We start from the raw sequence: 12,645 nt of genomic DNA, 5'->3' as shown, positions 1-12,645 counted from the left end.
GCCGCAACGTCGTCATCGACAAGTCGTTCGGCGCGCCGCGCATCACCAAGGACGGCGTCACCGTCGCCAAGGAAATCGAGCTTGAGGACAAGTTCGAAAACATGGGCGCGCAGATGGTCCGCGAAGTTGCTTCGAAGACCAACGACATCGCCGGCGACGGCACCACGACCGCGACCGTTCTGGCGCAGTCGATCGTCCAGGAAGGCCACAAGGCGGTTGCCGCCGGCATGAACCCGATGGACCTGAAGCGCGGCATCGATCTGGCCGTGACCGAAGTCGTCGCGGCGCTCGGCAAGGCTGCCAAGAAGATCAAGACCTCCGAGGAAGTCGCCCAGGTCGGCACGATCTCGGCCAATGGCGACGAGTCGGTCGGCAAGATGATCGCGGAAGCGATGCAGAAGGTCGGCAACGAAGGCGTCATCACGGTTGAGGAAGCCAAGACCGCCGAGACCGAACTCGAAGTCGTCGAAGGCATGCAGTTCGACCGCGGCTACCTCTCGCCCTACTTCGTCACCAACGCCGACAAGATGGTTGCCGAACTCGAGGACGTCTACATCCTCCTGCACGAGAAGAAGCTCTCCAACCTGCAGGCCATGCTGCCGGTTCTCGAAGCCGTCGTGCAGACCTCGAAGCCGCTGCTCATCATCTCGGAAGACGTCGAAGGCGAGGCCCTGGCCACGCTGGTCGTCAACAAGCTGCGTGGCGGCCTGAAGATCGCCGCCGTCAAGGCGCCGGGCTTCGGTGATCGCCGCAAGGCCATGCTGGAAGACATCGCCATCCTCACCGGTGGCCAGGTCATCTCGGAAGACCTCGGCATCAAGCTCGAGAACGTCGGCCTCAACATGCTCGGCCGCGCCAAGAAGGTGTCGATCTCCAAGGAGAACACCACCATCGTCGACGGCGCCGGCAAGAAGGCCGAGATCCAGGGCCGCGTCGCCCAGATCAAGCAGCAGATCGAAGAGACCACCTCGGACTACGACAAGGAGAAGCTGCAGGAACGTCTCGCCAAGTTGGCGGGCGGCGTTGCGGTGATCCGCGTCGGCGGTGCGACGGAAGTCGAAGTCAAGGAAAAGAAGGACCGCGTCGATGACGCCCTCAACGCGACCCGCGCGGCCGTGGAAGAAGGCATCGTTGCAGGCGGCGGCGTTGCCCTGCTGCGCGCTTCGGCCAACATCAAGGTCACCGGCGTCAATGCCGACCAGGCCGCTGGCATCAACATCGTGCGCCGCGCGCTGCAGGCTCCGGCCCGCCAGATCGCGTCGAACGCCGGTGCGGAAGCATCGATCGTTGCCGGCAAGATCCTTGAGAACAAGGGCGCGACCTTCGGCTACAACGCCCAGACCGGCGAATATGGCGACATGATCGCTATGGGTATCGTCGATCCGGTCAAGGTCGTGCGCACGGCTCTCCAGGACGCGGCCTCGGTCGCTGGCCTGCTCGTCACCACCGAAGCCATGATCGCGGAGGCTCCGAAGAAGGAGTCGGCTGGCGGCGGCATGCCTGGCGGCATGGGCGGCGGCGGCATGGGCGGCATGGGCGGCATGGACTTCTAATCCAGCCAATCTGGCTAAGCTTACGGAAGGGCGCCGAAAGGCGCCCTTCCTATTTGGCGGTCCTCAGACGGCGGCATCCGCGCGTTGCCGCACCTCGCCGGCAAGCACCGCGCCTTCAATCAATGCCGCGACTTCGTCGGCGACCGCCCGTAACGGGGCGCGGTCGCGGGTGGCGCGCGCGATCACCATCAGCCCTTCCAGCGACGATTCGACCAGCAGCGCCAGAGCATGCGCGCGGCGCTCGGGCACCCCTGCCCTAACGAAAGCCTGTTGCAGAAGGCCGATCCATTGCTCGAAGGCCGACCGGCACAATTCGGCCAGCTCCGGCACGTCGGTCGGTGAATCCAGCACCACGGGTGCGATCGGGCAGCCGAGCGTGAATTGGTTCTCCTCGAGCATGTGTCCGACCGCCTGGTAGATATGGTGGACGGCCACCGCCGGATTCCGCTCGGCGGTCAGTGCCTCGCCCAACCTTTGCGTCACCTTGTCGACGCTATCACGCGTCACCTCGATGACCAGTTGGTCCTTGCCGCCGGGGAAATGGAAGTAGAGCGAGCCGCGCGGCGCGCCGCTGGCGCTCAATATGTCGTTGAGCGAGGTGCCGTGATAGCCGCGCTGCCTGAGCAGCAGCGCCGTCGTCTCGAGTATGCGGGTGCGGGTGTCGTTCGCCATGTCAACCTCTGTCAGCAGCAATCATTATAGGCCTTGCATCGAATATGACAATCGGTCTACATAATATGTAGATCAGTCTACATATTACAGGGGAAGCCGACATGCACGCCTATCGTCTTGAGGGGTCCGGCGGGACCGAATGCCTGGTGATGCGCGACGAGGCTCAAACTGAGCCGAAACCGCATGAGATCTTGATGCGCGTTCACGCCACCTCGCTCAACCGGCGCGACACGATGATCCTCAACGGCACCTATCCGCTCACGCCGCGCCAGGGCGTCGTTCCGCTGAGCGACGGGGCTGGCGAGATTGTCGCCATCGGCGATGCCGTCACCCGCTTTGCCGTTGGCGATCGCGTGACCGGCAGCTATTTCGCCCGCTGGATCGACGGCCGCATCAATGCCGGGCTCATCGACCAGCTCGGCTGCACGCTGGACGGCATGCTGGCCGAATATGCCGTTCTCGACGAACAATGGGCGGTACGCTTGCCGGATCATCTTGACTGGCATGAGGCGGCAACGCTGACCTGCGCCGGCGTGACCGCCTGGAACGCGGTGACGGGCGCCGGAATTCCTAAGCCTGGCCAATGGGTTCTGGTCATCGGCTCGGGCGGCGTCTCGCTGTTTGCGCTGCAGTTCGCCAAACTGCTCGGCTGCCGCGTCGTCGCCGTCACCTCGCGTGGCGAGAAGGCCGACAGGCTGCGGGCGCTGGGCGCCGACCTTGTGATCTCGACATCGGAGATGCCCGAATGGGGGGCGACTGTCCGCGACCAGACCGGCGGCATCGACCTCGTCGTCGAAACCGGTGGCCCGGCGACATTCGCGCAGTCGCTGATCGCCAGCACACTCTACGGGCACATCGTGCTGCTGACGCTGCAGGACCCGCAAGGCAGGTCGATCGAGATGCCGGCGGCGCTCTACCAGCGCAGCCTAGCCACCATCAGCCGACTTTTCGTCGGCAGCCGGACCAATCTCGAAGCCATGCTGCGCGCTGTCTCACAGCACCGACTGCGGCCCGTCATCGACAAGGTCTTTGCCTTCACCGAAGCCGGCGATGCGTACCGCTATTTCCAGCAGGGCGACGTCTTCGGGAAAGTGGTCGTCGACGGCGCCTGACCCATCCATTTCTCGCAATCAACGGAGAGCAGACAATGACAATTCGTGAAGCCTCGGCCGAGTGGCAAGGCACGTTGAAGGAAGGTTCGGGCCGGCTACGGCTCGGCAGCGGCGTGTTCGAAGGCGCCTATTCCTTCCCGTCGCGTTTCGAAAACGGTCCGGGCACGAATCCGGAGGAACTGATTGCGGCAGCACATGCCGGCTGCTTCTCGATGGCCTTGAGTGCCATACTGGGCGGAGCCAATCACATCCCGACAAACATCAGCACCATCGCCAAGGTGCATCTCGGCGCAGGCGCTGCCGGGCCGACGATCATCCGCATCGAAATCGAGACGCAAGCCGAGATTCCGGGCCTTGCCCCGGATGAATTCCAGACCCTTGCAGAGACGGCGAAAGCGACATGCCTTGTCTCGCGCGCCCTGGCCGGCGTGGCAACCATCACGCTCAAAGCCGGGCTCATCGCGGCCGCCACCACGCAACAATGAAATCAGGAGATGAGATGAAACAGGACAGCACCGTGACGCTTCATCCGGACGAACACTCCAGGCGCACAGCCGAAATCATGCAGCGCTTCAACGACGTGTTCCAGCTGCACGATCCGTCGGCACTGCCCGGCCTGGTCGCCGAGCACTGCGTGATCGAAAACACCGTCCCGGCACCGGACGGCGCCCGTCATGCCGGCCGGGCGGCATGCGTCCAGCTGTGGTCGGCGATCGCCACCCAGCCCGGTACGCGATTCGACCTTGAGGAGACATTCGTTGCGGGCGAACGGGCGACGATCCGTTGGCGCTACTGGCTCGCCGACGGCAACTCCATCCGCGGCGTCAATCTGATGCGCGTCGAGGACGGGCTGATCATCGAAGCGATGGGATACGTCAAGGGATAGTCGGCCTCGCCCGGTCGCCGCTACCGGTCAGCCAACGCCAGCTTTGCACCGAGCATGACGAAGGCGCCGGCGAAGGTCCGGCGCATCCAGGTCAGCACCATCGGCCGCGACACGACATGACTCCGGATCGAGGCGGCGAAGACGCCATAGCCGACGAAAACCACGAAAGTCAAAAGCATGAAGACGGAGCTGAGCTCAAGCATCTTCGACAGCGCATTGGGCTCGGTGGTGCTGACGAATTGCGGCAGGAAGGCGAAGAAGAAGATCGACAGTTTCGGATTGAGCACGTTGACGAGGATGCCGGTGGCAATCACCTTGCCGGCCGAGCGCGGCGTCACATCCTGCTCGACGCTCAGGCCACCCTTCTCCTTCAGCGTGTTCCAGGCCATGTAGAGCAGATAGGCGACGCCGAGATATTTCAGCGTTTCGAAGGCAACAGCGCTGGTGTGCAGCAGCGCCGCAAGGCCGGTAATGGCGGCCGCCATGTGCGGAATGATGCCGAGCGTACAGCCGAAGGCGGCGATGATGCTGGCGCGCGCGCCGCGCGAAAGGCCGGCGCTCAGCGTGTAGAGAACGCCGGTGCCGGGCGAAGCCACGACGATCAGCGACGTCAACAGAAATTCGATGCTCACGATGGTTTCCTCCGGCGCCTTGCCCTGTCGCAGCGTAGCCAGCAAGGAGGATGCGCACAAGCCGCCGGCAGTCGTTGCCACTGCATGTCGCGCAAAAGTGCGCAGCGGTTTTGGGCGACAAGCGCAAAACAAGGACTTTAAGAGGTCGGCAATCCGTGCGCCCGGCGCGCCATCAGGCAATCGTCGTCGCCAGGCATGCAGGCGCGGCAGACATCCGGGCGGACTTCATAGATGCCGCAAGCGGTCGACTTGCCGATCTCGCCGGAGAGGGCCGAGCAGCGCACGCCCTCGCAGCGCATGCCGGACAAGTTGGCCGCCACATATTTTTCCGGGATGCGGTCGAGCTGCGCGTCTTCCTCGGTGGAAAAGCGCGGCCACTCCGCCGAATAGGAACAGCAGGCGCCGCAGCTCTGGCAGTCGAAGACAGGCGCGGTGCTGTGTTGCGACGACGAAAGGCTTGCAGCGGCCGCCAAGGCGAACAGCCCCGGCTCGGCAGGGTTGCGATCGGTGTCTTGCGGCAAGGCGCTATTTCTTCTTGCCTGTCTTGCCTTTTGGCGCATCCACCGGCGACTTGAACAGATCGGTCGCGGCTTCGTCGGCTTTCGGCGCGGCAACCGGCTTGCCCGGTTTTGCAGCGGCAGCTGGCGTTGCAGGCTGGTCCTTGGCGGAGAATTTTATGGCCATGTCAGTCCTCGTCGGCGAAGCGTGATGATGGTGCGCGCGGATTGCGCAAGCGGCCGATCAGCGCCGAAACCGCCGTTATGTTCATTTCCTCGGGCGACCAGTTCTTCACCGCCTCGATGTGGTGGGGCGCCAGTTCGCGATGCGTGCTGCCGCTGTAGGCGGCATCCTGATGGGTCACCCGCTCATGGGTCTTGGTGTCTTCGCGGACATATTCGATCAGGTAGTTCGGGCATTCGGCGCGACCGCGCACACCGAGCCGCACCTGGGCATCGCCATGGGCGCGCTTGCAGCGCTCCAGCTTTTCCAGCACCCGGCGCACATATTCGACCGGCTTGTTGAGGCCTTCGACCACGTCGGCGATCGTCGAGTCGGCGGCGATCAATTTCGGAGGCACGCGCTTGGTGGCCATCAGCGTCTTCCGGCTCGCTTCGGCAAAGCGGCGAGCGCCGCAGCCGCGGCCATCTCGTCAGCCTCCTTTTCCAGGCGCTGTTCGCGCAGCCGCGCGGTCTTGGCTTCCCGCGCCTCGCTGACGGCATCGCGCTCGGAAATGATCCGGTTGAGCGACATCGACTGGGTCTGCGTCTTGCTGAACAGGGATGCGGCCTGATCAGGAGCTGTCTTCGAATTGACGGTCAAAATCTTTCTCCTGTCAGGAGCCTGGTGCCGACATGGCGAGACCGCGTCTTCGGTCAGGACCACGCACAAAGCAATACGGCAGCGGATTCAAATTGCTGGAGCGTCCCTTAGCACGTTCAGGACGACGCGCAGTGCACTTTCGGCGGCAAGACGCGCAAAACGAAAAAGGCCAGGCACCGCCTGACCTTCCATGAGAGCGCCGCGCATCCAGATGGATGCACACGGAACGCCCTTCTCATGCGCATGACTTGCCGTGGAAACTCAGGTCTCCGCGGCGGCCATGCGCCCGAATTCGCCACTCACCGGTGCCAGTACATCCGTGGTCACCGGGAGAGCTGAATTCTGTTTTCAGGCCGCCTTCAACTGGTCGGCGGACATCTTGCCCGACTTGTTGTCGCGGACCATCTCGTAGCCGAGCTTCTGGCCCTCGACGATGTCGCGCATGCCGGCGCGCTCTACGGCCGAGATGTGGACAAAAACGTCGGCCGAGCCGTCATCAGGCTGAATAAAACCAAAACCCTTGGTGGCGTTGAACCATTTAACTGTGCCGGTGCTCATGACGAACCCTTTCCATGGCAAATATTCGTTAATCGCCGTGCGAATGCACAACGATTTTTGTCTCGATTTTTGATGTGGAAGTTCGTCAAAGGCGCGCATGCGTGCGCGGATAACAAAAGTCGGTCAAACAAATATCGACGAAACTCTTGTAGGCTTCTTTTTGCGTCGTGTCAATTTCTGGTTTCCTGCCATCAGGATTCGACCCAAAATTGTCCGGCGCAAGGGACATCGGCTGGCGAATCCGGGCGCAGAAACAAGGCGCTCCTGTTCCCAAAAAAAAATCGCAGCATGCCGGGAACCAATTCCGCGCCCGTGCATTTGATTGTCGTCAGCAGTTTTAGAGAGCAATCTCAGGAGTGCTGACACAAAGGACGCCTCCCGCACAATAAAAAGTGCGAGGGGCGTTCTTGTATAGTGAAGGGCTTTCAGGCTGCATGAGCCGTCATGGCCTGCCCTACACCCTTTCCCGGATCATCTTGATGCCCAGAGGGCCGAGCGGCGACGACCCGCGCCTTGCAGGTTCTCATTCGTCCGGGCCGGGCTCGGGCCAAGTTTCCTTGGCCGCTTCCGCGTACCAGTGACGCATTGCCGGCGTTGAGAGCACCGCATCGACATAGGCTCTGATGTCTGGCGCCAGCGTGCCGCCATAGGTGTCGAAGCGGGTGACGACCGGCGCATACATGGCGTCGGCGGCAGTGAAATGGCCGAACAGGAACGGGCCGCCCTTGCCGTGTTTTTCCCGACACTCGCGCCACAGCGCCTCGATGCGCTCCCGCTGCGCCTCGCCCTCGGCGTCGAGCGGCTTGTGGCCTTTTGGCCGACGCAAATTCATCGGCCAGCCATAGCGGACCTCGCGAAAACCGGAATGCATCTCGGTCGCCACCGAGCGCGCCAGCGCGCGGGCGCCGATATCGGCCGGCCAGAGATTCTTGTCGGGGAACAGGTCGGCGAGATATTCCAGAATGGCAAGGGTTTCCCAGACGATCCTGCCGTTGTGATTCAGGACCGGTACCAGCCCGGTCGGCGAGACCTTGCTGAGATTGGCAGCGGTCTCAGGCGTGCGCAGTCGCACGAACCCTTCCTCGAACGGGATCTCCAGATGCTTCATTGCCACCCAGGGCCGCAGCGACCATGAGGAGAAGCATTTGTTGCCGATATAGAGTGTGAATTCAGCCATTTTTCTCCCCGCGCGCACGATTGTCCCGAAGTCCTTTTGGCCTGCGCGTCATCGCAGCCTAGCCTGCCAGCCTTGCCGCCGAAAGCGGTTGCGCGACTTGATCTGCGCTGGGGAGGCTTGGAACCTAAACCACGCCGGCTCGTTAGCCTCCGCGGACGAATTCCCCCGAATTCAAAACTCCCAGGAGATGCGGAAAATGGTGAACAAGGATCAGGTCGCGGGCATGGCCAAGCAGATCAAAGGCTCGGTCAAGGAAGCCGCCGGCAAGGCGACCGGCAACAGGCGGACCCAGGCCGAAGGCACGGCCGACAAGATCGTCGGCAAGGTGCAGAAGGCCTATGGCGACGTGAAGGATAAGGTCAAGAAAGCGCTCTGATCTCCCACCGGGTATCACTTTTGTCTGGGAAAAGGCGGCCGCTGGGCCGCCTTTTTCATGTGCCCCAGTCCTTGCTGAAGGCGTTGGTGAAGGCGACCTCGCCGTGGTCACCGGTCGCCTCGCCCAGTGCGACGTCCATGCCGTCGCTGGTCACCCTGGCCAGCGCGAAGCCACCCATATAGGCAGCCTTCGGCTTGATGAGGTCGAGCCCGTCACGGCGGTAGATCAGCGGCGTCTCGTGCTGATGGCCGTGGAAGATGGCGACGACATTATAGCCCTTCAGCGCCGCCAGAAGTGCCTGCCGGTCGGCCTCGCTCCACCAGTGCGGCGCGCCGGCACCGTCATCGTCATAGGTCCTTTTGGCGTCATCCCACCGTTCTATCGAAAAGGTGTCCCAGCCATAGTGCTGGAACAGGATGACCGGGCGGCCATCCGCCGCGTAGGTTGTCAGATCCTGCTTTAGCCATGGCAGGCTGCTGTCGGTGCCGTGGCCGGTATCGCCGGCGAAACGATGCGTCTGGACAAGATGCAGGCCGCCCCAGTCCCAGGAATAGCAGTCGGTGTCGACGTCGTAGTCGGTGGCCGGCACTGGCGGCTTGAAGAAGACGCCGGCGCGGTGATTGACCTCGACATAGTCGCGCATTTCACGCCGGTACCAGTCGACATGATGCGAGGGACCGTTCTGGTCGAGATCGTGGTTGCCGAGCCCGACATAGACAGGCATGTGCACGCGATCGGAGCCGACGCCTTGCTGGTAGCGCTGGCTGAATTGGAGCAGTTGGGTGCCCTCGCTTGGCTGGGTGATCTGGCCGCCGCCATCGTCGGTGATGTCACCGCCGACGACCAGGCCAAGCGGCGCGCCGATACGGCTGGCGGCGGAGCGCAGGCCGGTGGCGACGCCGTTGATTTCTACTGGCCAGTCCTTGTCGCCGAGGCCGTTCAGCACGGCCACGTTGCGCAGCAGGGCGGCGTCGGTCTTGCCTTCCTTCAGGCAGTTGGGGCTCAAGCCGCTCGCCATGCGGCAGGCATGGACGTCGGCGATGAACAGGAAAGTGGCGTCGATCGGCTGAATGCGCTGCCCGGTCTGGCCAAACGCCGGGCGCGACAACGCGCCGGCCGCGGCAAATCCTGCGGCCTGGGCCAGAAAGCTGCGTCGAGAAAACAAACCAGGCGAACGGCGATTCATCATGAAGTGAATTTCAGCATGGAGAGCGGCCGGCCGTCCAGTTCAGCGCGCGGCATCGCTCGAACATCGACATCGTGTCGAGCGTCTGCCATTCCTAGGGGCACTGACATTCAAGTTCTATGGCCGGGAGAATGCCATGAAAATTGGACCTGTCGGAACGATACTGACGATCCTTTCCGCAGCAGGCGTTGCGCATGGCGCCCCATGTTTTGATGCGAAGTCCGCCAAGAATGGTTTCGTTCTGACGAGGCCTGGCATCCAGAGCACGTTTCGGCCTGTGGCGGGCGGAATGATGTCCGTTGCCAACACCTACGAGTCGCAATCGCCCCAGACCCAATATTTGTTTGCCGGCCTGATCGAGGTGTTTCGCGACAGCGACACCGGTCGGCTGGCGATGATCCCGTTTTCCGATCTGCGAAAACTGTTTCCGCTGAAGACGGGGCAAAAAGCACGATAGAGTTCGTCGAGCTGTCGCCGAACAAGCAGCCGAAAAGCACCAAGACGCTGACCTTGGTCGTCGAGGGCAAGGAGACGTTCAGCCTGGGCGACTGCAAATACAATGTGCTGGCGGTCAAAGAGACCTTCAAGAACAGGGCCGGCGAAACGCTGGACGCATTCACCGCCCTCTATGCGCCAGACCTGCAAGCTGCGCTCGCCCGGCGCTACGACGAAGGCACCAGCGCGGAATCGGTGAACGGCTACGAGACGATCAAACCGCTGGCTGAGTAGCTGTTTGTGCTTTCCGAAAACCGGATTCAACCTTTCGGGATCACGTCCTAGTCTCGCCCAGCGCCGTCAGGCAATCGCGCAGAACACCAGCATCCTGCGCCGTCTTGGCCATCGACATGGCGCCGGAATAGGTGGCCACGGCAAGTGCTGCAAAGCGTTGCGGGTCGGTGCCTTGCTCCCGGCCCGCCCGCTGGTCGGCCCTGATCTTGTCGGCGATCGCCTGGCGCCACGCCGAAAAGATGCCGGCAAGTGCCATCCGGAAATCGGGATCGGCGAGCGACAGTTCATGCGCCAGATTGTTGAGCGGGCAGCCGCGCACGAAACCCTGCTGTTCCAGTTCCGCCACCACGGCCTCGAACACGGCGCGCACGCCCTCGCGTGCCGAAGCCGCCGCCCGCACCGGCGCGATCCATGTCCCTTCGACCGCTGCCGCCACACGCTCGTCGATCACCGCCAGCGCCAGTGCCTTCTTGGTCGGGAAATGGTGATGCAGCGCGCCGCCGCTGACACCTGCCGCCGCCATCAGGTCGCCGAGGCTGGAGGCATGATAGCCGCGCCCCTGAAACGACTCCTCCGCGACATCGAGCACTTTGTTGCGCATGCCTTCGGGGTCGTTGATGCGTTTTCGCGGCCGAAGCCTCGGTCGAGCTGTGATCTCTGCTGACATTGCTGAACAATACCATATTGACAAAACAGGACAACCGGTCTGTTTATGAACAGGATGATCACCCTGTTTTGGAGACGGACGGATGAACCTGCCCCTGAATGCCACGCCGGAGCCCGCGCTGCTCGCCTCGCCTGTCGTCGAGCTGCGGCAGTACACGCTGAAGCCCGGCAAGCGTGACACGCTCATCGACATCTTCGACGGCAGGCTGATCGAAGGCCAGGAGGACGTCGGGATGACCATCATCGGCCAGTTCCGGGATCTCGATCGTCCGGACATGTTCGTCTGGATGCGCGGCTTCGACGGCATGGACGCGCGCAAGGATGCACTGACCGCCTTTTATGGCGGGCCGGTCTGGGCAGCGAACAGCGATGCGGCCAATGCGACAATGATCGATTCCGACGATGTCTTGCTGCTCAAGCCGGCGTGGCCAGGCGCTGGCTTCGATCTCTCGGGCGTACTACGGGCAGGCTTGACCGTTGACAGAAAAACAAACCGGAACAAGCCCCTGCCGGGCATTGTCGTCATCCGGATTCATCATCTTCGCCTCGGCGCCGAGACCACTTTCGCCAATCGCTTCGAGACTGAAATGGTACCGCTGATAACGGCATCCGGTGCACGCCTGCTCGCCGCTTTCGTTACCGAGCATGCCGAAAACAGCTTTCCGCGCCTGCCGGTGAGGGCCAGAGAAAATGTCTTCATCAGCATCATGGGATTTGACAGCGCGGAAACGCACGCTCGCCATGAGGCCACAATTGTCGGCTCGCCGGCATGGCAGGTTTTTTGGCAAACCGTCCGGCCGGATCTGACACAATCGACGGAGACATTGCGTCTGTCACCGACCTCGCGTTCGCGGCTTGGGCGGTGAGTAGAGCGAACCTGTGTGCGCGGTTTTGCCGGAAGGCCGCCAGCGGTCGAAGTTCATACCATGGGATAGGCCGATGGCTTGACCGCGGCCGCTTATATGCGGTGCTCTCGATATGGCCAAAGCTGCCTCGGAGCGTCCTATGAGACTTGATAACAAGCGAGCGCTGGTTACCGGCGGATCGGATGGCATCGGCCTTGCGATCGCCGAGGCCTTTTCGCGCGAAGGCGCGGACGTCCTGATCGTCGGCCGCGATACCAAAAAGCTCGACGCCGCCGCCAGGCAACTCGGCGGCAATGTCGAGACGCTGTCGGCCGATCTTGCCACCAGCGTCGGCATCGCAGCCGTGGCCGGGCACGTGAAAAAATCCGGTCGGCCGCTCGATATCCTCGTCAACAATGCCGGGGTGGCTTTCCTGGTGCCGTTCGAGACCGTCAGCGAGGAGCAGTTCCAGCAATCCTTCGCGCTCAATGTGGCTGCGGTGTTCTTCCTCACCCAGGGTCTGCTGCCGCATCTCACAGCCGGCGCGTCGGTGATCAACATCTCGTCCTACTTCGCCAACAAGATGATCCCGAAGCGGCCGTCGAGCCTCTATTCGCTGTCGAAGGGCGCGTTGAACTCGCTGACCAAATCGCTGGCCTTCGAACTTGGCCCACGCGGCATCCGCGTCAATGCCATCGCGCCCGGCACTGTCGACACCGCCATGCGGCGCAGGACAGTCGACAACCTGCCGGCCGAGGCAAAGGCGGAACTGAAGGCCTATGTCGAGCGCAGCTATCCGCTCGGCCGAATCGGCCGCCCCGACGATCTGGCCGGCATCGCTGTCCATCTGGCCAGCGACGACGCGGCCTGGACCAGCGGCGGCATCTTTGCCGTGGACGGTGGATACACGGCTGGGTGAACGGCCCGGCTGTC

The 12,645-nt window shown here is 62.8% G+C and carries 19 protein-coding genes; 9 read left to right on the top strand and 10 right to left on the bottom strand.

Annotation, left to right across the window (positions count from 1 at the left end; genetic code table 11):
* Positions 1-1,553: chaperonin GroEL (gene groL / locus B5V02_RS39970; protein WP_111549374.1), on the top strand; the 1,553-nt coding region annotated here is incomplete at its 5' end.
* Between the two features lie 63 nt (positions 1,554-1,616).
* On the opposite strand, the gene B5V02_RS39965 is transcribed toward groL, so the two are convergent.
* Positions 1,617-2,225 (bottom strand): TetR/AcrR family transcriptional regulator, encoded by a 609-nt coding sequence (locus B5V02_RS39965; protein WP_111549413.1) that lies wholly within the window; start codon positions 2,223-2,225, stop codon positions 1,617-1,619.
* Between the two features lie 101 nt (positions 2,226-2,326).
* Between B5V02_RS39965 and B5V02_RS39960 the strand changes: the two genes are divergently transcribed.
* From B5V02_RS39960 to B5V02_RS39950, 3 genes are read left to right on the top strand one after another with little or no spacing between them, the layout of a single operon-like run.
* The gene (locus B5V02_RS39960; RefSeq protein ID WP_111549373.1) at positions 2,327-3,337 is read left to right on the top strand and encodes a zinc-dependent alcohol dehydrogenase family protein; all 1,011 of its coding nucleotides are present in this window, start codon (positions 2,327-2,329) and stop codon (positions 3,335-3,337) included.
* 35 nt (positions 3,338-3,372) lie between these two features.
* Positions 3,373-3,822: an OsmC family protein gene (locus B5V02_RS39955; RefSeq protein WP_111549372.1), complete on the top strand. Its 450-nt coding sequence runs from the start codon at positions 3,373-3,375 to the stop codon at positions 3,820-3,822.
* Positions 3,823-3,836: 14 nt separating this feature from the next.
* On the top strand, positions 3,837-4,223 hold the full coding sequence (locus tag B5V02_RS39950) for a nuclear transport factor 2 family protein (protein ID WP_111549412.1): 387 nt from the start codon (positions 3,837-3,839) through the stop codon (positions 4,221-4,223).
* 20 nt (positions 4,224-4,243) lie between these two features.
* Here the strand turns inward: B5V02_RS39950 and B5V02_RS39945 are convergent, their stop codons facing one another.
* From B5V02_RS39945 to B5V02_RS39915, 7 genes are all read right to left on the bottom strand, one after another.
* Complete coding sequence (locus B5V02_RS39945) at positions 4,244-4,855, bottom strand: LysE family translocator (protein ID WP_111549411.1); 612 nt, start codon at positions 4,853-4,855, stop codon at positions 4,244-4,246.
* A 137-nt stretch (positions 4,856-4,992) separates the two neighbouring features.
* Complete coding sequence (locus B5V02_RS39940; RefSeq protein ID WP_111549371.1) at positions 4,993-5,376, bottom strand: YkgJ family cysteine cluster protein; 384 nt, start codon at positions 5,374-5,376, stop codon at positions 4,993-4,995.
* Between the two features lie 4 nt (positions 5,377-5,380).
* Positions 5,381-5,539 carry a hypothetical protein gene (locus B5V02_RS39935; RefSeq protein WP_111549370.1) on the bottom strand — a complete coding sequence of 53 codons (159 nt, stop codon included), beginning with the start codon at positions 5,537-5,539 and terminating at the stop codon, positions 5,381-5,383.
* Between the two features lies 1 nt (position 5,540).
* Positions 5,541-5,948 (bottom strand): hypothetical protein, encoded by a 408-nt coding sequence (locus B5V02_RS39930; RefSeq protein ID WP_111549369.1) that lies wholly within the window; start codon positions 5,946-5,948, stop codon positions 5,541-5,543.
* Entirely contained in the window at positions 5,948-6,175 is a 228-nt protein-coding gene (locus B5V02_RS39925) for a hypothetical protein (RefSeq protein WP_111549410.1), read from the bottom strand. Before B5V02_RS39925 ends, B5V02_RS39930 begins: the two co-directional genes overlap by 1 nt.
* A gap of 348 nt (positions 6,176-6,523) precedes the next feature.
* The gene (locus tag B5V02_RS39920; RefSeq protein ID WP_010915421.1) at positions 6,524-6,733 is read right to left on the bottom strand and encodes a cold-shock protein; all 210 of its coding nucleotides are present in this window, start codon (positions 6,731-6,733) and stop codon (positions 6,524-6,526) included.
* Positions 6,734-7,256: 523 nt separating this feature from the next.
* The gene (locus B5V02_RS39915; protein ID WP_111549368.1) at positions 7,257-7,910 is read right to left on the bottom strand and encodes a glutathione S-transferase family protein; all 654 of its coding nucleotides are present in this window, start codon (positions 7,908-7,910) and stop codon (positions 7,257-7,259) included.
* Between the two features lie 187 nt (positions 7,911-8,097).
* Here B5V02_RS39915 and B5V02_RS39910 point away from each other — a divergent pair, with 187 nt between their 5' ends.
* Entirely contained in the window at positions 8,098-8,286 is a 189-nt protein-coding gene (locus tag B5V02_RS39910) for a CsbD family protein (RefSeq protein WP_167458852.1), read from the top strand.
* Between the two features lie 55 nt (positions 8,287-8,341).
* Here the strand turns inward: B5V02_RS39910 and B5V02_RS39905 are convergent, their stop codons facing one another.
* Positions 8,342-9,475 (bottom strand): metallophosphoesterase, encoded by a 1,134-nt coding sequence (locus B5V02_RS39905; protein ID WP_111549366.1) that lies wholly within the window; start codon positions 9,473-9,475, stop codon positions 8,342-8,344.
* A gap of 286 nt (positions 9,476-9,761) precedes the next feature.
* Here B5V02_RS39905 and B5V02_RS42165 point away from each other — a divergent pair, with 286 nt between their 5' ends.
* Entirely contained in the window at positions 9,762-9,929 is a 168-nt protein-coding gene (locus B5V02_RS42165; protein ID WP_245446402.1) for a hypothetical protein, read from the top strand.
* A gap of 53 nt (positions 9,930-9,982) precedes the next feature.
* Positions 9,983-10,201, top strand: a complete 219-nt coding sequence (locus B5V02_RS42160) for a hypothetical protein (protein ID WP_245446401.1) — start codon at positions 9,983-9,985, stop codon at positions 10,199-10,201.
* 40 nt (positions 10,202-10,241) lie between these two features.
* Here the strand turns inward: B5V02_RS42160 and B5V02_RS39895 are convergent, their stop codons facing one another.
* Positions 10,242-10,802: a TetR/AcrR family transcriptional regulator gene (locus tag B5V02_RS39895; protein WP_167458847.1), complete on the bottom strand. Its 561-nt coding sequence runs from the start codon at positions 10,800-10,802 to the stop codon at positions 10,242-10,244.
* A gap of 148 nt (positions 10,803-10,950) precedes the next feature.
* Between B5V02_RS39895 and B5V02_RS39890 the strand changes: the two genes are divergently transcribed.
* Together B5V02_RS39890 and B5V02_RS39885 are read left to right on the top strand one after the other, a co-directional pair.
* The gene (locus B5V02_RS39890; protein WP_111549365.1) at positions 10,951-11,733 is read left to right on the top strand and encodes an NIPSNAP family protein; all 783 of its coding nucleotides are present in this window, start codon (positions 10,951-10,953) and stop codon (positions 11,731-11,733) included.
* 139 nt (positions 11,734-11,872) lie between these two features.
* Positions 11,873-12,631 carry an SDR family NAD(P)-dependent oxidoreductase gene (locus tag B5V02_RS39885; protein ID WP_111549408.1) on the top strand — a complete coding sequence of 253 codons (759 nt, stop codon included), beginning with the start codon at positions 11,873-11,875 and terminating at the stop codon, positions 12,629-12,631.
* Positions 12,632-12,645 lie beyond the last annotated feature (14 nt).

The organism is Mesorhizobium kowhaii (assembly GCF_003253745.1).
GTDB lineage: Bacteria > Pseudomonadota > Alphaproteobacteria > Rhizobiales > Rhizobiaceae > Mesorhizobium > Mesorhizobium kowhaii.
Note: the sequence above shows the minus strand (reverse complement) of the source record. Positions and strands in the feature narration are given on the sequence as shown.